General features: G+C 69.5%; 18 protein-coding genes. 6 read left to right on the top strand and 12 right to left on the bottom strand.

Going from position 1 to position 19,625, the window contains the following annotated elements:
- Positions 1–34 precede the first annotated feature (34 nt).
- Entirely contained in the window at positions 35–1,279 is a 1,245-nt protein-coding gene (locus ACFUJR_RS13750) for a LuxR C-terminal-related transcriptional regulator (RefSeq protein WP_383168170.1), read from the top strand.
- Between the two features lie 59 nt (positions 1,280–1,338).
- Positions 1,339–3,036, top strand: coding sequence for a bifunctional 3'-5' exonuclease/DNA polymerase (locus ACFUJR_RS13745; protein WP_383168173.1), 1,698 nt, complete (start codon positions 1,339–1,341; stop codon positions 3,034–3,036).
- A gap of 294 nt (positions 3,037–3,330) precedes the next feature.
- Here ACFUJR_RS13745 and ACFUJR_RS13740 read toward each other — a convergent pair whose 3' ends face one another.
- Positions 3,331–4,602 (bottom strand): hypothetical protein, encoded by a 1,272-nt coding sequence (locus ACFUJR_RS13740; protein WP_383168175.1) that lies wholly within the window; start codon positions 4,600–4,602, stop codon positions 3,331–3,333.
- A gap of 62 nt (positions 4,603–4,664) precedes the next feature.
- A complete protein-coding gene (locus ACFUJR_RS13735) occupies positions 4,665–5,174 on the bottom strand; it encodes a SigE family RNA polymerase sigma factor (RefSeq protein ID WP_383168178.1) in 510 nt (169 codons plus the stop codon).
- 153 nt (positions 5,175–5,327) lie between these two features.
- On the opposite strand from ACFUJR_RS13735, the gene ACFUJR_RS13730 reads away from it, so the two are divergent.
- Together ACFUJR_RS13730 and ACFUJR_RS13725 are read left to right on the top strand one after the other, a co-directional pair.
- A complete protein-coding gene (locus ACFUJR_RS13730; RefSeq protein WP_383168181.1) occupies positions 5,328–5,711 on the top strand; it encodes a DUF6479 family protein in 384 nt (127 codons plus the stop codon).
- Between the two features lie 27 nt (positions 5,712–5,738).
- Complete coding sequence (locus ACFUJR_RS13725; protein ID WP_383450402.1) at positions 5,739–6,596, top strand: sigma factor-like helix-turn-helix DNA-binding protein; 858 nt, start codon at positions 5,739–5,741, stop codon at positions 6,594–6,596.
- 35 nt (positions 6,597–6,631) lie between these two features.
- Here ACFUJR_RS13725 and ACFUJR_RS13720 read toward each other — a convergent pair whose 3' ends face one another.
- The 10 genes from ACFUJR_RS13720 to ACFUJR_RS13675 form a co-directional block, all read right to left on the bottom strand.
- Complete coding sequence (locus tag ACFUJR_RS13720) at positions 6,632–7,927, bottom strand: MFS transporter (RefSeq protein WP_383168188.1); 1,296 nt, start codon at positions 7,925–7,927, stop codon at positions 6,632–6,634.
- A gap of 593 nt (positions 7,928–8,520) precedes the next feature.
- Positions 8,521–10,944, bottom strand: a complete 2,424-nt coding sequence (locus tag ACFUJR_RS13715) for a DEAD/DEAH box helicase family protein (RefSeq protein ID WP_383168191.1) — start codon at positions 10,942–10,944, stop codon at positions 8,521–8,523.
- A complete protein-coding gene (locus tag ACFUJR_RS13710) occupies positions 10,941–12,533 on the bottom strand; it encodes a site-specific DNA-methyltransferase (protein ID WP_383168194.1) in 1,593 nt (530 codons plus the stop codon). The genes ACFUJR_RS13715 and ACFUJR_RS13710 overlap by 4 nt, the downstream gene beginning before the upstream one ends.
- Positions 12,534–12,783: 250 nt before the next feature.
- Entirely contained in the window at positions 12,784–13,305 is a 522-nt protein-coding gene (locus tag ACFUJR_RS13705; protein WP_383168197.1) for an ATP-binding protein, read from the bottom strand.
- Between the two features lie 119 nt (positions 13,306–13,424).
- Positions 13,425–14,162: a class I SAM-dependent methyltransferase gene (locus ACFUJR_RS13700; RefSeq protein ID WP_383168199.1), complete on the bottom strand. Its 738-nt coding sequence runs from the start codon at positions 14,160–14,162 to the stop codon at positions 13,425–13,427.
- A 62-nt stretch (positions 14,163–14,224) separates the two neighbouring features.
- Entirely contained in the window at positions 14,225–15,619 is a 1,395-nt protein-coding gene (locus ACFUJR_RS13695) for a hypothetical protein (protein WP_383168202.1), read from the bottom strand.
- A gap of 2 nt (positions 15,620–15,621) precedes the next feature.
- Positions 15,622–16,386 carry a hypothetical protein gene (locus tag ACFUJR_RS13690; RefSeq protein WP_383168205.1) on the bottom strand — a complete coding sequence of 255 codons (765 nt, stop codon included), beginning with the start codon at positions 16,384–16,386 and terminating at the stop codon, positions 15,622–15,624.
- A gap of 39 nt (positions 16,387–16,425) precedes the next feature.
- Positions 16,426–17,010: a hypothetical protein gene (locus ACFUJR_RS13685; protein WP_383168208.1), complete on the bottom strand. Its 585-nt coding sequence runs from the start codon at positions 17,008–17,010 to the stop codon at positions 16,426–16,428.
- Positions 17,011–17,168: 158 nt separating this feature from the next.
- Complete coding sequence (locus tag ACFUJR_RS13680) at positions 17,169–17,468, bottom strand: hypothetical protein (protein WP_383168211.1); 300 nt, start codon at positions 17,466–17,468, stop codon at positions 17,169–17,171.
- Between the two features lie 80 nt (positions 17,469–17,548).
- Positions 17,549–18,058 (bottom strand): nucleoside-diphosphate kinase, encoded by a 510-nt coding sequence (locus ACFUJR_RS13675; RefSeq protein ID WP_030344300.1) that lies wholly within the window; start codon positions 18,056–18,058, stop codon positions 17,549–17,551.
- Between the two features lie 407 nt (positions 18,059–18,465).
- Here ACFUJR_RS13675 and ACFUJR_RS13670 point away from each other — a divergent pair, with 407 nt between their 5' ends.
- Both ACFUJR_RS13670 and ACFUJR_RS13665 read left to right on the top strand, forming a co-directional pair.
- A complete protein-coding gene (locus ACFUJR_RS13670) occupies positions 18,466–19,125 on the top strand; it encodes an NUDIX hydrolase (protein WP_383168215.1) in 660 nt (219 codons plus the stop codon).
- Complete coding sequence (locus ACFUJR_RS13665; protein ID WP_383168218.1) at positions 19,122–19,535, top strand: NUDIX hydrolase; 414 nt, start codon at positions 19,122–19,124, stop codon at positions 19,533–19,535. Before ACFUJR_RS13670 ends, ACFUJR_RS13665 begins: the two co-directional genes overlap by 4 nt.
- Positions 19,536–19,625 lie beyond the last annotated feature (90 nt).

Here is a 19,625-nt window from a genome sequence, read left to right as displayed (position 1 = left end):
CACCTGAACCAGCCCCCTGATTACGCTGAGTCCCATGGACGCGACCACGCTGACCACCGCGTACGAGATCATCCGGCAGCCGCTCGGGGAGATCCTGCCCCGCCTCTCGGCCGCCCTCGCGCCCCTGATCCCGCACCGGGGAGCCGCCGAACTCTCCACGCACTGCGCCCACTCGCCGTTCAAGACCGTCGGCGATACGGAGCTGCTCGTCGCGGCCGAACTCACCACGATGCTGGCCTCCGGCGTCCCGGGAAGGCCCTGGCAGGGGCGAGCCACGATCGGCGGCACCGAGCGCGCGGTCGTCGCCGTCACCAGCGACGCGACCGCGCGCCGGTCCGTCCTCGTCCTCGTACGGGACGAGGGCTCCGGGCCCGTCGACGAGGACGGACTCGCCGTGGCGCAGGCCCTCTGGGACCTGGTGACCAGTCACTTCGACCGGTTCTCGGTGGAGGCGTTGCCGGGGGCGCTGGCCCGATCGCGCACGGCTTCCGACACCCGCGCCCGGGTGATCGCAGAGCTGTCGACGGCCCACGCGGCCGCCGTCTCCGGGGTGCTCGGGGTGCTGCGCAGCCGGGCTCTGGACGACGCCACGGCCCGGGCGACGGCCATCGACCTCACGGCCTCCGCACTGATCGAGATGCGCGCCGCGACCAAACGGGAACGGGCGATCGCCGAGGAACCGGCCCCGCAGGCCTTCGCCCGGCTCGCCGAAGATCTGCGGCCGATGCTCCGGCACACCCCGGTCCGGCTCGAACTCGGCCCGCCGGACTCCGGCCGCTCGCTCGCGGCGGACGTGGCGCACAGCGCGCGGGCCATCGTGCGGGCGCTGCTCCTGGTGATCCTCGAGCAGGACTCCGTGCGCCGGGTCCACGTCGGCTGGCAGCTGACCGAGCACGAGCTGCGGGCGACGGTGCGCGACGACGGCTCGGGCACGCTCGAACGCTGCGATCTGGGGGCGGGCAGCATCACCGACCGTCTGGAGGTGCTGGGCGGCCGCCTGGACATGGACGCGGTCCAGGGCTGGGGCACGACCCTCACGGCCGTGATCCCGCTGGCCACCTCGGACGCGCCCGACGGTACGGCGAACCCGCTCGCCGACCTCGGCGACCGTGAGCTGGAGGTCCTCACCCATCTGGCGCTCGGCCACCGCAACCGGCAGATCGCGCAGGAGCTGCACATCAGCGAGTCCACGGTGAAGTTCCACGTGGCCAACATCCTGACGAAGCTGGGGGTCGGTTCGCGCGGAGAGGCCGCCGCGCTCTTCCACAAGGCGGCATGACCGCACGCGGCGCGTGATCGGGGCCGCTGATGTCAGTGGGGGGTGCCAGACTCGCACCCGTGAGCGAGCGGTGGGTGGTGGACGCCGAGGCGGAGGGGGACGGAGCGCGGCTCGTCCCCCTCGGCCCCGACGCGCTGCCCGCCGGACCCGTCCTCCACGAACCGGATCTCGTCGAGGCCGTCCGCTCCCGGCCCGGTGTCGCCCGGTGGGTGTGGCGGTCCACCACCGCCGTCCATCCCCGGCTCCTCGCCGCCGGGGTGCGCGTCGAGCGCTGTTACGACATCGAGGTCGCCGAGGGCCTCCTCCTCGGCCACGAGGGGCGGCTCGGGGAGCCCCGGTCCGCGGCCGCCGCCCTCGCACGGCTGCGGAACGCTCCCGTACCGCCCGATCCGCCCCAGCGGGCCGCCGAGCCCGGCTCGCAGGACTCCCTCTTCGAGGCGAGACCCAGCGCCACCGCCGTCTCCTTCGAGGACCTCCTCGCCGTCTACACGGAGCAGCAGCGCCGCCACGAGAGGGCCGAGCACCCGGGCCGGATGCGGCTGCTCACCGCCGCCGAGTCCGCGGGCATGCTCGTGGCCGTCGAGATGAACCGGGCCGGACTGCCCTGGCGCGCCGACGTACACCGCGAGCTGCTGCACGAACTGCTGGGCGAGCGGTACGCGGGCGGCGGGGAGCCCCGGCGCCTCGCCGAGCTCGCCGACGAGGTGTCCGCCGCCTTCGGTCGCCGCGTCCGCCCCGATCTGCCCGCCGACGTCGTCAAGGCCTTCGCCCAGGCCGGGATCCGGGTGCGGTCCACGCGTCGCTGGGAGCTGGAGGAGATCGACCACCCGGCGGTGGCCCCCCTCGTCGCGTACAAGAAGCTGTACCGGATCTGGACCGCCCACGGCTGGTCCTGGCTCCAGGACTGGGTGCGCGACGGCCGCTTCCGCCCCGAGTACCTCCCTGGGGGCACGGTCAGCGGCCGCTGGACGACCAACGGCGGCGGCGCGCTGCAGATCCCCAAGGTCATCCGGCGGGCGGTCGTGGCCGACGAGGGCTGGCGGCTCGTCGTGGCCGACGCCGACCAGATGGAGCCCCGGGTGCTGGCCGCCATCTCCCGCGACCCCGGTCTGATGGAGGTCGCCGGGCACCCCGACGACCTGTACACCCGGCTCTCGGACCGCGCGTTCGCCGGCGACCGCGACCACGCGAAGATCGCCCTGCTCGGCGCGATCTACGGGCAGACCAGCGGCGACGGCCTGAAGAACCTGGCGGCGCTGCGCCGCCGCTTCCCCCGCGCCGTGGCCTACGTGGACGACGCGGCGAAGGCCGGCGAGGAGGGCCGGCTCGTACGGACCTGGCTCGGCCGGACCAGCCCGCGGGCGGTCGGCGCCGGCGAGGCCGAGGAGGCGGGCATCCCTCAGGAGGGCGCGGACGAACCAGTGGCGGGGGAAGGCGAGTTCACGCCCGGATACGCCTCCGGCAACGCGCGGGCGCGCGGCCGGTTCACGCGTAACTTCGTCGTCCAGGGCAGCGCCGCCGACTGGGCGCTGCTGATGCTCGCCGCCCTGCGCCGCGCACTCGCGGGGATGCGGGCCGAGCTGGTCTTCTTCCAGCACGACGAGGTGATCGTGCACTGCCCGGCGGAGGAGGCGGAGGCGGTCACGGAGGCGATCCGCGCGGCCGGGGACGAGGCGGGGCGGATCGCGTTCGGCGCGACGCCGGTGCGTTTTCCGTTCACGACGGCCACGGTGGAGCGGTACGCGGACGCCAAGTGACGGCCGCCTGGGTCGGCCGTACGGACGGGCGGAGGCGGGGGTAAGGACGCCCCTCCGTACGGCCCGGTACAGCCACGGCCGGTACAGCCGGAGGACAGGCCCTCCGTGCAGGCCGGTACGCCGGAGGCCAGCCCTCCGTGCGGACAGGGCACGGTAGGGACACGCGACCGTACGGGCACACGACCGTACGGGCCACGACCGTACGGGCACACGGGCCGGGCCCCCGCCGGGGCCCGGCCCACCCGCTCCTGAGGGCGCCGCACGGCGCGCGCATGACGCGCCGCGGACGTCACCTCACGAGAACTTCAGCCACCGGTCGTCGAGGGCGATCGCCTTGAGCTGGTCCGTCGTCAGCGCGGGTTCGGCGCGCGTCGCGGCCTGGTGCTGCGCGCCGGTGTTGAACGCGGAGACCACCACCCGGAAGCCCGACGGCAGGATCATGTCGGCCGTCCACCAGACGACGCCCGCGCCACCCTTCTCACCAGGCCGCTCGGTCACCTTCACCAGCCGGCCGTCGGGCAGCCTCGTGGCTCCGGCGAAGAGCTGATCCGCGACGCCGTCCATGCCGTTCTGCACGTTGACCTGGACGAGGCTCTTGCCCCTGCCGTCGTCCACGACCACGTACGCGAACGCGCCGTCGCCGCCCTGGGAGGTCACCTTCAGCCCCTTGGGGAGCAGCGCGCGCAGGGTCCCCCGCACGGCCTGGCCGTCCGGCTCCGGCGGCGCGGTGTCCATGCCCGGCAGGACGGGCTTCTGCTCGGGCACGGCCAGCTGCTTGAACAGCGGCCGCCATCCCTCGGCGGTGACCAGGGCCTTCAGCTGGGCGGGGCTGAAGGGCGGGTTCGCGCGGGTGACGGCGGAGCCCTTCTCCGTCGGGGCGTTGTACTCGCTCGCGTCGACGAGGAAGCCGTCCCTGGTGAGCAGGACGGCCCGCCAGTTCTTGGTCTCCTCGCGCCGGTCCGGGTATTCGTACCCCTGGATGACCATCAGCCGGTCGCCGTTCGGCAGCTTCTCGCTGGTGCACCCGTCGTGCGGGACGAACGTCTCGTCCGGGCACTTCACCTGCCCCGCGCCCGCCTCCTCCGTCTCGCCGGCCCGGGAGAGGCCGACGGAGACGGCCGCCTCGCCCTTGCCGTCCTGGTAGACGCCCGAGACGTACTCGCCCTTGGCCTCCTCGTCGGGGATGGTCCAGGTCCCGGCGGGGGTGTTCGCCTTGAGGACCGCCGCCAGGTCCTTGACCCTGAGCGTGGACGCGGGTCCCTTGGCGGGCGGCGGGGTCGTCTCCCTCGGCGCGGCGACCGAGGACTCCCCGCCCCCCTCCCCCTTGGCCCCCTGGTCCCCACCGAGCAGGTTTCCGCCGTGGATCCCGCCGACGCCCACCACGGCGAAGGCCAGCACACCGCCGGTCACCGTGGCCGCGCGGCGCCGCATCAGCCGGCGCCGGCCGCGGGTCAGACCGCCGGCGGCCAGCTCACGGCCGGCCTCCGTGGCGAATCCGTCTCCCGTGCGGCGCAGGGCCTGGCCGAACTCCTCCGCGAAACCGTCGTGTCCCTCGTTCAGAGGCATGCCGAATCACCGTCTCCGGTCCATGGGTGAAAGAAAGAGTGGGAAGCGTGCGACGTGCCGGGTCAGTGGGACGCGAACTCGACGAGGCTGCCGCCGAGCCGCTCCCGGAGCTTGGCGAGTGCCCTCGTCGAGCGGGTGCGGACCGCCGCGGAGCTCACATGGAGCGCCTGGGCGGTCTCCTCGACGCTGCGGTCCTCCCAGTACCGCAGCACCACCACCGCCCGGTCCTTGGGCGCGAGGGCCGCGAGCGCGTCGAGCAGGGCGATCCGGAGCGCCGGGTCGTCACCGTTCTCCGGGGCCCGGTCCGGCAGCTCGCCGAGGGGCCGCTCGGTCGCGGAGCGTCGCCGCCGGTGGCTGAGGAACGTGCGGACCAGGACGGTCTGCGCATACCCGGCCGGGTTGCCGATCCGCTGGACGCGCCCCCAGAGGCTGTACATCCGGCCCAGCGTCTCCTGGACGAGGTCCTCGGCGAGATGGGTGTCCCCGCTGGTCAGCAGGCATGCCGACCGGAACAGATGGCCGGTTCTGGCAGTGGCGAACTCCATGAACTCGTCCGCGCGGGACTGCCTCATGTCCCTCCCCTCCGTCGCGGTCGCCGTACACCTCATTGACGCGACGGGCCCGGGGAAATGTTTCACACGAGGTTCGTACGGCGTTCTACGACTTCGAGCTTCATGAAATGCCCCGGATTGCTCAGATTGGCGAGAATTGGGTAACTCTGGAGTATGAACGGTTTTCTCGTGGATTCCGCAGGGGTCACGACGGCCGGCGTCTGGCAGTCCGGGATGGCCCAGGTTCTCGGCGGCCTGGTCGTGGTCGCCGTACTGATCGGCGCGTTCTGGCTCGGGATGAGGGTCAGGGACAAGGAGTCTCCGACGCCCAAGCCGGAGGAGCAGCCGCACCGGCCGGAGGGCGGGCTTCCCGGAGAGACATCCGAGTACCGCAAGCCGACGGAGATGCCCCAGACCGACGGCGAGCACCGGCTCATGCCGTACGAGCTGAAGAGCGGTTCCGAGACCTCGTCCGAACCGCCGAGCGAGGAGAAGCGCAAGTGGGGCGGGATCTCCAGCGGCGGCTTCGGCAGCGGCGGACCGGGGCACGGCGACTGAGCGGTGGCCGATCAAGCGGTGAGTGCCGTGAGCCACGAGCAGGCGGTGGCGTACCGGCTGCTGGGCTCGTCCGACGAGGCGGACGACGCGGTGCGGGAGGCGCGGGGCGCGCGACGCCTCGACGACACCGCCGCCGACACCCCCGCGCCCGACATTCCCGTGCGCGACACCACCTCAGCCGTCACCACCCCGCCCGACAGCACCGCGCCCGACACCACCTCAGCCGTCACCACCGCGGCCGTCGCGCGCGCCTGCCTGGCGAGGCTGCGGTCGCGCGCGGCACGGCGCGAGGACCCGTGGGATCCGTGGTCGGCCGCCGAGTCCGGTCGCACCCCGCACCGGTCCGAGGACGCGGCCCTGGAGACGCTGACGCCCGCCGAACGGGTGGCGTTCGTACTGCACGACATGTTCGCGGTGCCCGTCGACGAGATCGCCCCGGTCCTTGAGCGCACGCCTGCGGCCACGCGGCAGCTGGTGAGCCGGGCACGCACGCGCGTGCGGGGTACGGAGGAGATGCCGGAACCGGACCTGGCGCGCCAGCGGGAGGTGGTGGCCGCGGTGCTCGCCGCCGCACGCGACGGCGAGCTTCTCGCGCTGCGTGAGCTGCTCGATCCGGACGTGCTGCTGGGGGCGGACACCGAGGCGGTACGGTCCGGCGCGGCGGCCGCCCACGGCCCCACGGCCGTCGCGGCCCGCCTCGCCGAGCGGGCCCGGTCGGCCCGCATGGCCCTGGTCGACGGCGCGGCGGGCCTGGTGGCGGCCCCGGGCGGCGGCCCGATCGCGGTGATCGCCTTCACGGTCATCGAGGGCCGCGTCACGGCGGCCGACGTCCTGATGGACCCGAACCACCTCGACCGCCTGGACGTGGAGCCCCTGCCGGAGTGAGGTGCGAGGCCTCCCCGCCGACCGCCCGGCGGGGATCACCCCTCCCGTACGCGCGGAAGCGGAGCCGGACGGACGCTCCCCGCCCCGTCCGAACCCGCCTCTGCCGGGAGCGCGCGGCGGGTTCGGACGGGCGAGAGGAAGACCGGGAGGAAGGCGCAGGCGAGCAGGGAGCCGCCCACCCACAGGGTGACGTGGAGACCGACGAGTTCGCCGAGGAGGCCCGAGATCGCTGCGCCGATCGCGATGGCGCCGGTGAGCAGGAAGCGGAAGGTCGCGTTCATGCGGCCGAGCAGCACGTCCGGGGTCATCCGCTGACGCAGGCTCACGCCGAGGACGTTGTCCATCCCGGTCTTGAACATGGCGCACAGCCACCCCGCGCCCGCGACCCAGAGCCAGGGGCCGTGCCCGACGAGCGGGACGAGGAGGCCGGCGGGAGCGAGTACGAGCCCGGCGAGACCGAGCGTGCGGCCGAAGCCGAGGCGGGCCGCCACGGCGCGGGCGCAGCGGGCGCCGAGCAGCAGGCCGACGCCGCCGGCCGCCCAGTAGAGACCGAGAACGCCTGCGGAGAGCCCCAGTTCGCGGACGAAGAGGACCGGCATCATCGTGTTGAGTATCTGTGAGCCGAGGTTGGTGAGCGAGGCGGACAGGGCGAGCGCCCGCAGCTCCCTGTGTCCGAGGACGTGCCGTACGCCCGTGGCGATCTGGGTCCGCAGCGGCTCCCGCATCGAGTGGGGCGAGGCAGCAGGGGCAGCCGTCTCCTTGAGCCACAGGAGCCGTACGGCGGAGGCCAGATGGCTCACGGCGGTGACCACCACCGCGAGGGGCGCGGTGAGCAGCTGGACCAGGCCGCCGCCCGCCCCGCGGCCGGCCACGTTGGTGACGGCCATCAGGCTGACCATGGCGGCGTTGGCGGGGACCAGTCCGTCGCGGCCGACGAACCGGGGCAGGATGCTCTGGCCGGTGACGTCGTAGAAGACGGTGGCGCAGCCGCTGAGCAGTACGACGGCGTACAACTGCGCGAGGGTCAGGGCGTCGCACCACCAGGCGACGGGCACGGAGGCCAGGAGCAGCCCACGGGCCGCGTCCGCCACGATCAGCATCCGGCGCTGCGGCAGCCGGTCCACCCACGCCCCCGCGGGAAGGCCGATGAGAAGGAAGGCGAGGGTGGAGAGGGTCGCGAGCGCCCCGACCTCGCCGGGGCTCGCGTCCAGCGCCTCGACGGCGATCAGCGGAACGGCCACGTATCCGACGTTGGTGCCGAGTTGGCTGAGGACGGCCGCGGAGAAGAGCGTACGGAAGTCGGGGACGCGCCAGGGTGAGTCGGATCGCATGCCCTCGAACCTGCCGCACCCCGAAGCATCAGCACAATCAAATTGTTCTACGGCAACACTTAAGCACTCCTACCCTATGGCGGCCCCGACCGCCCCCGTCTCTACGACGCCTGCGTCCCGTAACCGAGCACGCTGCGCGACCTTCCGATCCGCATAAGCCCAAGCCGGGCCCGAGGGCTACGAGGCTCACGCGTTCGAGGACTGCCAGAAAGTACGTGCGCGACGGCCGGATGCGCGACCGCGACCTGGCATCTCCGGCCCTCTGCCACGAGTTGGCCTTCGTCACCAGCACGGCCACCAGGGGGCGCGCGGCGGGACCTCTGGGCTGACGCACCAACAGAAGAAAGGTCGCGGAATAGCAAAAGCCCCAGGTCACGGCGAGTGAGTCCTGAGGCTTCCACAGAGCCGCCTTCGGGATTCGAACCCGAGACCTACGCATTACGAGGGCCCGCAAGATCATCCCGGGTGGTGCTGAGCGGTGCCGCTCAATCCCGTTTCCGCTGATCAGAGGCTTGCCGCATTGATCAACGTGATGCCTGGTCCGCCCCGGTGCCGCCCAGTCCGCTCACGCAGCGCTCACGCAACAAGGTTGATCATTCTGGCTTGGCAAGCGCGATCAGGGACTCCCACGACCCCCTGGCATCCTTGATGATCTTCTCGGTCGCGAAGATGTACCGCCACGTGCCGAACTCGCCATAGTCCCGGACGAAGCGTGCCCAATCCTCAGCAGCTCGCCGCTTCTCCAACACCTCGGGATCATTCGCTCGGTCGTTAGCCTTGCCTTCCACGACCCAGTACGTTCCCTCGGCGTCGAGGACGATGAAGTCCGGATAGTACTTCTTCCCGTTGTCCCGCTCGATCCAGATGGGACCCGGGTCGTAGTTGCGCAGCCACCACTGGACGCTAGGGCTCGCGTCAAACAGGTGCGCCATGGCGTACTCGGTGCTGCCGGCATCGAAGGAAGCAACCGGTTCGACCGAGTGCTCCCAGCCCTCGTACCAAAGGTCCTTACGGAAATCCGCCCACTTGCTGACGACGTTCGAGGGCATGGGCGGCGGCGGAACAGTCGGGACGTCTACCGGCCGGAAGGCGTATGCGGGCTGGAGCTTACGGGTGTCGTAGGCAGTCTTGACCAACTTGCCGAGGGCAGTGGCTGCCTGGGCGGCACGCAGTTCACCCCACTCGTGCTCCTGGTCTTCCGCGGTGACGCCGGCTCCCGCCAAGAACTCGCGGACAACGCGTTCGGCCGCTCGGGATTCGGCAAGCGTCTCCTCCACGTAACCGCTGTTCCAGATCCGCCCAAAGAGATCGTTGCGGAGCTCGGAGACTGAGATGAACTTCTGGGTGGCGTCAACCGATTCGGCTGCCGTCACGAACGTGTCCACCTTGCTGTCCATGCCACGCTGTGCGTCGACCGCCTGCCGCACCAACGGGACCTTGAACTCGTGCTTGTACGCGGCGCCCTCAGACCGCGCGGCCGCGTTGTCGATGTAGCTGAAGGAGAAACGAACAGGAAGAATCTCCCGCTCACGCCTGGGGAAGCGGATCGTCGGCGCACCGGGGACCTTGGCGCGAAGCGTTGCGACGGCCTTCGTGTCACGCTTGCCTTGGGCCATGACAGCGTCAAACGACTCCACATGCAGCAACGGAGAGCCGTCCACCAAGTCGTCACCGATGACACGCGGACGGGACGTAAAGGTCAGGATCTGCTGCTCATCGCCGCTGCTCGGCTGGTTCGCAACAGGGGCCGGCTGCGGACGGTCCTTGTCCAGGTCACCGCCATCAGCGGGCAGAACCTGTTGCAGCAGCGCGTCCTTGTTGGCCAGCAACTGCCGGTAGGACTCGTGGGCAACGAGGTCAACCGTGTCCACCATGGGGGTACCAACCCGGCGCCCGTAAGGCAACCGCAGCCCTCGGCCGAGGACCTGCTCCGTCAGGGTCTCCGACGCGAGAGCGCGCAGGCCGACGATGACCCCAATGTTCTTGACGTCCCAGCCTTCCTTCAGCTTGTTCACCGAGACCACGACGCGCACCGGCGAGTCGGCCTCTTCCACCTCAGCCAAGGCCCGCAGTGCGGTGTCGCTCGACTGCGAGGTGATGGTGAGCACCTGCCCCTCGTCGGGAAACATGTCGTCGGCTGTCAGCCTGTTCGCGACACGCTCGGCGTCGGGGATGTCACGGCATACCACGAACAGCACAGGGTGCACCGGGGTCCTGCCCTGTGCTTCTGCCCAGGCAGTCCATGCGGCGTCCTTTATCCGCAGCAGGTGGCAAGCGTCGGCAAGGACCGTGCTCTCGTCCTTCCGGCCATCCGGGCGGTAGACGATCACAGGGATCTTCACGAAGCCGTCGGCAATGGCCTCGGCGAGGGAGTACTGGAAGATCGGCTTGACACCTGGTGCAGGTGTTGCGGTGAGTCCGACGACTGCCCGCGCGCCCAGGTCCTCGATGGCCTGGTTGAACGACTTGGCCCTTGAGCTGTAGACGTGGTGCTCGTCCGCGATGACGACGAGGTCCTCTACCTGCTGAAGGTGCTGGTAGAGACCCGTGCCGATGAACTCGTCTCGGGCCCGGACCCGCCTGGACGTCTTGTCGCTGGGCCGGATCAACTGCTGCACGTTGAAGACGAACAGCTTCGTAACAGTGTCGTCGTGCAGGGCGTCGCCCACCTGTCCTCGGGAGAAGTTCTCCGAGGTGATCACCAACGGCTCGACGTCACTACCGTTCACAAACTTCGCATGCCCAGGAGTGAAGTTGGCGACCGTCTTGTCTTGGATCGTCGTGCCGGGCGTGACGACCAGGATGTTCCGAACTCCTTGCGCGGCCAGGTAGTCCACCAGGCCGGCAAGGATGTACGTCTTACCGACGCCCGTCGCCAGGTCGCACACCACTTCGCGGCCGTCCCCGTCCGCGATAGCTTCGGCAACCGCACGAACGGCCGACGCATTGGGTGCCCGAAGGTCCAACCTCGCCGCGATGTCGTCCACGAGCGAGGCGTCGTAGTCGATCCAGGTCATCGCACAGCCTTCCCGCGACGCACCAGGTCGCGAGGCGCCTTAAGCACCTTGGACCCCCGGCTCAGCTCCGCAATGAGACTCTCAGCTTCGGGCGTGACGCCCCTGCCGACGATCACTGCTCGTTCTCCCTCGTCCAAATGCCCAATAACACCTCGGGCCACAACCTCGTCCACGACGCCGTCGACAATGGCCAGCCGAGCACGTCCCTTCGTGCCGCAGAACGGCCCACCGTCGGCGCTGTCGTACATGAAGCCCAACTGGGCTGCGACGACGGCAGCAAAGTCTTCGCCCTTGACCCAATCCGCGAGGAAGACTCGGCCATCGACGATCTCGAACGCGGACGGCGATGCCTTGAGGCTCCTGAAGCCCCCTCCGCCTTCCCATCCAACGGTCTTCGTGATGCCCCCCGGGTCGTCGCCGGCGACGACCTTCTCCAAACGGGGATGGGTGAAGGTCTCAGCCGTCTCTTCGAGGATCTCGGCAGTCACCCAACGGCGTCCCATCTTGTGCGCTACGGCAGCGGTGGTGCCCGAGCCAGCGAACACATCGACGACAACGTCGCCCGGGTCAGTGGCGATCTGGATCACGCGCTTCAAGAGAGCCTCAGGCTTCGGGGTCGAGAAGATCCGCGACCGGTCGAAGAGCTTGGTCACCTCGGCCTTCGCCTGGCGGTTGTCGCCGACCTCGTCGTGGGTCCAGAAGGTGGTAGGTACGAGGCCACCCAGTTCCGACTGGAAACGCTTTCGGAACGGGAAGGTACGCCCCGTCTTCCCCCACCAGAGCCGGTTGTCCTCACGCAGTGCGTCGAATGTCTCCCTTGAGCACGACCACCAACGGTTGCCTCGCGGGGAAAACACATCGCCGTGTGGACCGACCACCTCATAGCGGCCGTCCTCGTATGCGTGGGAGGCCGTGAGGTCCGACCTGCGCCAGGGGCCACGAGGGTCGTTGTCCGGGTTCCAGAACTCCTGGTCGCTCAGCTCGGTGCGATCGATCTTGTTGAGCACAAGATCACTCTTGGAGCGGGCGTAGACGAGGAGGTAGTCATGCACCGAGGAGAGGTGCTGGGCGGAGTTGTTGCGAGCGTGGATCTTCTGCCAGACGACAGTCCCGACGAAGTTGCCACGTCCGAAGACCTCGTCCATGAGAACGCGGCAGTACGCCATCTCAGCATCGTCCAGATGCACCCAGACCGATCCGCCAGGGGCAAGAAGGTCACGGATAAGCACAAGTCGGTCACGCATCATCGTGAGCCACACAGAATGCTCGAGCGCGTCGTCGTAGTGCTGGAAAGCCTGGCCCGTGTTGAACGGCGGATCGATGTAGACGAGCTTTACCTTGCCGCGGTAGTGATCACCGTACTCTGGGTTACGAACCAGGGCGTGCAGGGCGTCATAGCTGTCGCCGTGAATGAGAAGGTTGTCCGCTGCCGTGCCGGTGACATCGCCGGCCTTGCCGGTTTCCTGCAATAGCCGGACTTCGGTAACCCGCGGGTCTTGCCGTGAAACCCACTCGTATCCACCGTCCGCCGTGTTCCGCAGGGCCTCGTCCCTGCCGACCCACGACAGGGTCAGACGCCCATTCGTCACCCGCGACCACTCCCATGCACCTCGATCGGTCCGCGATGTCAAACGCGGACCACAACACTCACTGCAAAGGTACCGGCCGCCGCCGACAGCGACCGACGGTTGCGAGTCGTCGGTGATGCGGTTCTGCGGATAGGCACCGTCCGGAGGGTGCAGTGTGCGGTGCCTCACAGCCTCAGGCCGGCCTTGATAGGGCTACGAGGTACAGCGCCCTGACGCTGATGTGACTGCCGTGTGGTGATCAGCAGGGGTCCTACAGATCGCGAAGCGCTACGAGAGCTCGCCCCATCACGAGTGGGGTGATCTCTGGGCCGCCCGACTCTCTGAGCGCAGCCCTCGGATGGCTGGGCACTTCGGCCCAGACGACCTTCCCAGTGAGCGGCTGCGTGGGGAAGTAGCCCCAGCGGTTGGCCATTGCCTGGATAAGGACGAGTCCACGGCCCCCGGTGGCCCTGGCGTCGTCAGCGCGAGGTACCGGCGGTCGGGGGTCAGGGTCACTGACCGCGAGGATGATGCCGCCGTCGGTAGGCCAGAGCCTGAGCAGGATCGTGCCGATGCTGGCAGATTCGGCGGCCGTTTCCGCGATCTCGGCGAGGCGGGCGTGCTGGATGGCGTTGGTGGCCAGCTCCGAGACGAGGAGCCGGGCGACCTCGATGCCCTCGGCGGGAAAGCGCCAGCGCTGGAGGATGTCGACAGTGTGGCGGCGGGCCCAGGCGACGGCGTTGGGGGTGGCGGCGAGGGTCAGTTCGCTGGTGGGCAATGGGACCTGGTTCATGCGGGTGGCTCCCTCGGCGGCGTGGCCGGGCGGGTGCGGCGCTGTGGCGTGGATGGAGGCCCGCGAGGCCGGGACGGCTAGGGACGGGGCGTCTCGGCCTCGCGGGCAGTTTGAGGGGCTTACTTCGTGGCGACGACGTAGACGCTGCCCCAGCGGCGCTTCGGGTTGGCCATGGTGGGGTCGAAGGTCCAGGGCTCGACGGTGGTGAAGCCGGCCTCGGTGAAGAGCTGGACGAGCTTCTCGTGGTCGTAGGCCCACAGGTGCGGGGTGTAAGTGGGGTCGTCGTCCTGGTCGCGGAAGACGAGGTTCACGAGGTCGAGCCGCGTGTTGATGTCGCCGCGGCAGTCGCGCTTGGCGTACCAGCGCTCGATCGTCTCGTCGGAGGTGTCCATGGGGCCGGGGTACTGGCGCAGGGCGAAGGCGGCGTCGGGGACGCCGGTGATGATCCGGCCGCCCGGCACGAGGACGCGGCGGGCTTCGCGGACGTAGTGCTTGGCGGAGCGCGGGTAGTCGATGTGCTCCAGGAAGTGTTCGGAGAAGATCTCGTCGGTGCTGTCGTCCTGGAGGGGGATGCCCTCGCGGATGTCCCAGAGGAGGTCGGCCGGCGGCACGAGGTCGATGTTGAAGAAGCCGTCGATGCGGTGGGCTCCGCCGCCGATCTGCACCTTGGCGGGCTTGTCGTCGATGCGGCCGTTGGGCCAGGCGCGCCGGCTGGCGTGGTGGTAGCGGTGGAGCTCGATCTCCTTGGCGGCGGCCCGGAGGGTGCGGGCGAGGCCATGGGTGGTGGCGGTGTCGGCGAGGACCGAGGCGATCTGTTCGCCGAGGAGGTCGACGGAGGGCATGCCGGAGGGACTCATCACGATCTCCTACGTGTGAGGTTGCTCGGGGTGGGGTGGGCCGCGAATGGCGGCGGCGGTGATCAGGCGGCGCTGGGCGCGGGGGCGGTCCACTGGTTGTTGCGCATGAGGGTGTACTTGATGTCCACGAGGCGCGGGGCGATGGTCAGCGCGAGCTCCTCGGCCGGGTGGAGGTGGCCCGTGTCGTCCTGCTCGGCGCGCCAGACGCGGTAGTCGAGGTTGGGGTAGGCCGGGTTGATGCCGATCTCGCCCTTGGGCATCGTGCCGTTGAACGGGGCGACGATGTCCATGTGGTTCCAGTAGTTCCAGGCTTGCAGCGCCTTGTGCTGGTCGAAGTAGAAGTAGAAGTCGGGGTACCGGCCGAAGGTGCGCAGTTCCCGGTGGATGAGGTGACCGAGGAGCGGTCCGAGCTGCGTGGCCAGGGAGTCGAACTCCCAGCGCGTGTGGTGCCACGCTTCGGGGGCGTCGCCGGGCGCGAAGAGGCGGGCGGCGACGAGGTAGCTGATCCGCTCGACCAGGTACGCGCTCGCGTGGCTGGTGTCGATGGTCGGGTCGACTCGGTGGATGAGCGCGGTCAGCTGCTTCGGACGGGGACGGAACCTCGCGAGGTCGAACTTGCCTTCCATCGCGGGGAAGGAGACGAACAGCATCTCCTTGTACAGCCAGTTGTTCAGCTCGCCGAGCTCGGCCAGGCGCCGGGTGTGGCGGGAGGCCGAGTGGAGCATCAGGTACTCGGCGACTGCTTCGAAGTACAGGTAGCCGAGGATCGGCAGCCGGGGGATCGTCTCGTCGAGCAGCTTGAGGAACGGCTCGGCGTCGACCTGGGTGCCCTGGTAGGCGACAGCGGCAGCGGTGGCGAGGAACGCGGCCGAGTTCTTGACCCGGCTGACGACGGTCTCGTGAAGCTGGTGCCGCTCGTTCTTACTCAGCAGGTATTCGAGGTGGCTGTAGATCTGCAGGTGGATGAGGCCCAACCGCAGGTAGTCCACGCCGGCGAGACCGCGATACGCCTGCGACGGGGTGTCGATCTCGAAGATCAGCGGGGTGGGGACGCGATCGGTGACGCCGAGCTTGGCCAGGAAGGCCGGCGCTTCCTTGGTCAGGACGTAGGCGCCGAGGTTGTGCATGCGGAAGCCCTGGTCGGTCGAGGTGAGCGGCGCGCAGTAGATGCTTCCGACGAGGCAGCCGCCCGACGGGTAGAGCACTCCCTGCCGACTGATCTCCTCCAGGGCGTGGGTGACGTGCAGCAGGTGCAGCTTGTCGTTTCCGCTCAGGGCCTCGAAGAGGGCGTTCTGCCGAAGCAGGTGGCCGTTCGGGGTCTCCTCGGCGAGACGTCGGTCCCAACCCGCGGCCTGGGTGGCAAGCGGGTCGGTGTGGTCGGAGGGGCTGGGGATGAGGGTGGAGTCGAAGAAGGCGTGGGCGTCGGCCCACAGGTGGTAGGCGTCGAGGAAGTCCATGGTCAGACCAGCCCCTTCTCGGCGAGCGCGTAGCGGACAGCCGCGGTGCCGCTGGCACCGGCGAGGTAGGCCCGCTCCGAGACCAGGACAAGGTCGAAGGCGAGGCCGCGCAGCTGGTCGAAGGCGGGCTCACGGACGTACCGGGACTCCGGCCACCACTTCAGCTTGGGCAAGCGATATCGGTCCAGGGCATCGGCGGCCTTGACCAGGTCGGTGATGCGCTCGGCCCGGGCGTGGTCGGACCTGTCGTCCGCAGTGAACGCCTCGTACGGAATGTCGTGCAGTCGGACGGCGGTGGCCGCCTGCACGATCCGCCGGGGTGTGGCGGCGAGGCCGAAGTGGCCCCAGACGGTGTCGGCGTTCGCGGCGAGCCAGATAGCCCCGCGGGCGCCATGTCCGCAGTCGTCCTGGTCGTGGCGCCGCTGGCAGTCGTGTACAGCGGCGGCGAGGATCGCCGTGGCCGCATCGGCGTCGTCGAGGTCGTTCGCCTCGGCGAGGACGGCGGCGAGCGCCGCCGTCCTCATGGCGTGCCGGACGCCGTGGAGCGATGTGTACAGGCGGGGGTCGGCCCACCACCGGGTGGGCAGCCCGCCGTGCGCGAGCAGCTCCTTCGACTGCGGGCGCAAGGCCGGCCGCGTTGCCGGCGGGAGGTCGGGCCTGTGGTCGCTGATCCACGCGATGGTGGCGTGGTCCATGTGCTGGTGGAGCGGGAGCTGCCCTCGGGCAGCCAGGTCGATCAGACTTGCGGTCAACGGGGTCGTGCTCACTCGTGCCCACCCCCTTGGTGGTCTCCGCGGTGATGTTCCCTACCGGATCGGCGCAGCCTGCTGCTCGCGCTCCTTGCGCTCCTTCTCGGCCGACTCGAAGGCAGCGGTGAAGTCGGCCAGCTCCTGCTCCGTCATCAGGGTCACGCCGAGCGTCGTGGCGACGTCCGTGATCTTGGCCTCGGCCTCGGCGCGAGCGGCGTCCGGGGCGCCGTCCTCCAGCAGGACCTCGAACTCGGCGTGGTAGCCCCACGCCTCGCTCCACTTGACCGCGATCTCGACGTCGTCGAGGCGGAAGTTGTGACGGAAGTTGAACGCCTCGTGCATCGCCGCCTCGAACCCGAGGGCGTTGAACACCTTCACCGCGGCGGGAACGTCGGAGGGGGCGATGGCGAACTCGGTCTCCACGAAGGCCGCACCCTGCCCGATCTTGCTCCCCTTCAGGGTGATCTTGGCAGTGCCGGCGGCGCTGTTGTCGGTGACCTTCAGGAGCTGGTCGGGCAGCACGTAGAAGTAGATGTGCTTGTCGTCGGGGCCCAGGTCCTCCCCGTCCGCCTTCAGGCGGGTGACGAGCTGGTCGTGGACCTCCTTGGTGAAGCGGGCGCGCATCTCGATCTCGACGGCCACGGTGCTGCTGCCTCCTCGTTTCAGGCATGGCGAAGCCAGCCGGACCCTGCCGCGAGGGGGCTGTCCGGTCGGGCGATCGCTATGGGGTTGATGGTCGAACGTGGGGTGATGCGGCCGATGCGGGTGCCGGCCGCATCACCCCGGTGATGCGGCGGGTGTCAGCCGAGGGTGCCGAAGCGCTCTTCGACCACACCCGAGTGCAGGTACGTCGGCAGCTGGACGCCTCCCACCGACGTACGGCCGGTGGCGACCTGCTCCTCCGTCTCGCTGGGGAAGTCCTCCAGCAGACGCAGGCACTGCTGGGCCCATTCCTGCGACGCGGGCCAGTCGCCCAGGTCGCGGTGGCGCACGGCCAGGGCGTACGCGGTCTCGGTGGCGGCCCACCGGTCGGTCGCCAGCTCACGCTGGAAGATCGACTCCAGCTCGTCGGTGGAGGCCAGGCGGGTCTGGTTGGTCATGGTGCCCTCTCGGTTCAAACGGTCGTGCCCCAGTGGTGATCAACGCCCTGGCGTACCCGTGGTGACGCCGTGACCCGCTGCTAGTACGTGTAGATCTCGGCCAGCGTCTTGTAGTCCTGCAGCTCGTCCTTGTCGAACCACAGCTCCACCTCCTGCTTGGCCTCCTCCGCGTTGCCGGAGGCATGCACGAGGTTCGCGACCGCCTTGCCAGAGGCGATGCTGGCTGCCGCGCTGTAGTGCGAGAAGTCGCCTCGCACCGTGCCGGCCGGAGCCTGGTTCGGGTACGTGCTGCCGACGATCTTGCGGACGGTGGCGATGGCGTCGAAGCCCTCCAGCACCAGGGCGATAACCGGCCCCTGCTGCATGAACGTCGCCGTGAGGTTGTAGACCTCCGACCCCAGTCGCTCTTCAAGATCGAAATAGTGCTTGCGGGTGAACTCCTCGTCCATCCACTTCATCTTGGTGCCGACGATCTTCAGCGCGGCGTCTTCGAATCGCGTGATGATCCTTCCTGCCAGGCCACGCGCCAGCGCATCGGGCTTGAGCAGGACGAGCGTGCGCTCGACAGTGTGTGCCTGAACCTCGGCCATTGACTCCCTTTCGCCTTGCTAGCAACCGAACATGACGGACGATCAGCCGTCATCTGCTGAGGTTACCGGCGCTGGCAGGGCGGTTCGGGCATGCGGGCAATGCCCCGGACGGGCGAATGCCGGCCAAGGTGTGGCCGATCAGCTCATCGAGAGGCCCGATTCGGCCAACTTCTCTTTCTCCGCTATCCGCTGGGGTTACGCACCTAGAATCTCCCTGTGGTCGTCTGGCGCTCTCGCGCCTCTCATACGCCTCCCAGGGACTGAGCCTTCGATGGGTGATTCCTTGGCCCCTGGTGACTCCGATTCTTCCGGGGCCCTTCCCGCGTGACCATGAAGTGCCAGTGCAGTGGGAGTGCACTTTCGGCGCGCGGATTCCTGCACCGGGGCGGCGACAAGGGGACGGTCTTGTGGACGTGATCGAGCGCTGGAGCGGCCGGTACGCCTGCCTGCTGCAGTCCGCCCTACGACTCGGAAACGAACAGTTCGCCGCACAACTGGGCATCGCCGTGAGAACGGTGGCCACCTGGCACGCCGACGCGTCCGTCGTGCCTCGCAGGGAGATGCAGCAGCTCCTCGACACGGCCCATGAGCAGGCTCCTCCGGCCGCCCGACAGCGCTTCGCGCTCCTGCTGGCGAAGGAACAGGCCCCCGCGGACTCGACACCGTCAGGCGCTCAGGCGCTGCGGGTGGCCATCGCGGTGGTCGCCCGCGACAGCGATGTCCTCCTGGTGTGCCGACGGGACGACGACGCCGCTGGAATCACGTGGCAGTTCCCGGCCGGCGTCATCAAGCCGGGCGGCAAGGCGGAGACCACCACCGTGCGGGAGACCTTGGACGAGACGGGTGTCCACTGCGCGATCCGGCAGCACCTCGGGAACCGCCTTCACCCCGTAACCGGCGTGCTGTGCGAGTACTTCCTGTGCGAGTACCTGGCCGGCGAGGCCACGAACAGCGACGCGGCCGAGAACATCGACGTCATGTGGGTCCCCAGAAACTCGGTGCCCCGCTTCATCCCCGTCGATACGATCTTCCCACCCATCCTGGCCGTCCTGGAGGAGCAGACGTGACGAACCAGAACACGGACGAGCGCCCGGGCATCGCCGCCGCCATCGTCGTGAACGAGGGACGCGTGCTGATGGTGCGCCGCCGGGTCAGCGAGGGACAGCTCTCCTGGCAGTTCCCGGCCGGAGAGGTCGAGCCCGGCGAGGCCCGCGAGGACGCCGCCGTGCGAGAGACCCAGGAGGAGACCGGGCTGACCGTGGCGGCCGTGAAGCTGCTCGGCGAGCGTGTCCACCCGAAGACGGGCCGGCTGATGTCGTACACCGCGTGCGAGATGCTGGGCGGTACCGCCCACGTGGCGGACACCGAGGAGCTGGCCGAACTGGCCTGGGTCGCCCATGGTGAGATCCCGGAGTACGTGCCGTACGGACTGTTCGAGCCGGTGCAGGACTACCTCGACGTGACCCTGCTCTCCTGAGTGGACGTTAAGTCCGTTTCTGGTAGCGGCCTCGTCCGGGTTGGGTGAGGAAGCCTTGGCGGGTGAGGCGTCCGAGGCGGCTGCGGGTGA

It is taken from the genome of Streptomyces sp. NPDC057271 (assembly GCF_042668715.1).
GTDB lineage: Bacteria > Actinomycetota > Actinomycetes > Streptomycetales > Streptomycetaceae > Streptomyces.
Note: the sequence above shows the minus strand (reverse complement) of the source record. Positions and strands in the feature narration are given on the sequence as shown.

Excerpts from the sequence above, each read along its gene's own strand:
- ACFUJR_RS13750 (WP_383168170.1), top strand. The coding sequence starts at position 35 with ATGGACGCGACCACGCTGACCACCGCGTACGAGATCATCCGGCAGCCG.
- ACFUJR_RS13740 (WP_383168175.1), bottom strand. The coding sequence starts at position 4,602 with ATGCCTCTGAACGAGGGACACGACGGTTTCGCGGAGGAGTTCGGCCAG.
- ACFUJR_RS13735 (WP_383168178.1), bottom strand. The coding sequence starts at position 5,174 with ATGAGGCAGTCCCGCGCGGACGAGTTCATGGAGTTCGCCACTGCCAGA.
- ACFUJR_RS13730 (WP_383168181.1), top strand. The coding sequence starts at position 5,328 with ATGAACGGTTTTCTCGTGGATTCCGCAGGGGTCACGACGGCCGGCGTC.
- ACFUJR_RS13720 (WP_383168188.1), bottom strand. The coding sequence starts at position 7,927 with ATGCGATCCGACTCACCCTGGCGCGTCCCCGACTTCCGTACGCTCTTC.
- ACFUJR_RS13715 (WP_383168191.1), bottom strand. The coding sequence starts at position 10,944 with ATGACCTGGATCGACTACGACGCCTCGCTCGTGGACGACATCGCGGCG.
- ACFUJR_RS13705 (WP_383168197.1), bottom strand. The coding sequence starts at position 13,305 with ATGAACCAGGTCCCATTGCCCACCAGCGAACTGACCCTCGCCGCCACC.
- ACFUJR_RS13700 (WP_383168199.1), bottom strand. The coding sequence starts at position 14,162 with ATGAGTCCCTCCGGCATGCCCTCCGTCGACCTCCTCGGCGAACAGATC.
- ACFUJR_RS13695 (WP_383168202.1), bottom strand. The coding sequence starts at position 15,619 with ATGGACTTCCTCGACGCCTACCACCTGTGGGCCGACGCCCACGCCTTC.
- ACFUJR_RS13680 (WP_383168211.1), bottom strand. The coding sequence starts at position 17,468 with ATGACCAACCAGACCCGCCTGGCCTCCACCGACGAGCTGGAGTCGATC.
- ACFUJR_RS13675 (WP_030344300.1), bottom strand. The coding sequence starts at position 18,058 with ATGGCCGAGGTTCAGGCACACACTGTCGAGCGCACGCTCGTCCTGCTC.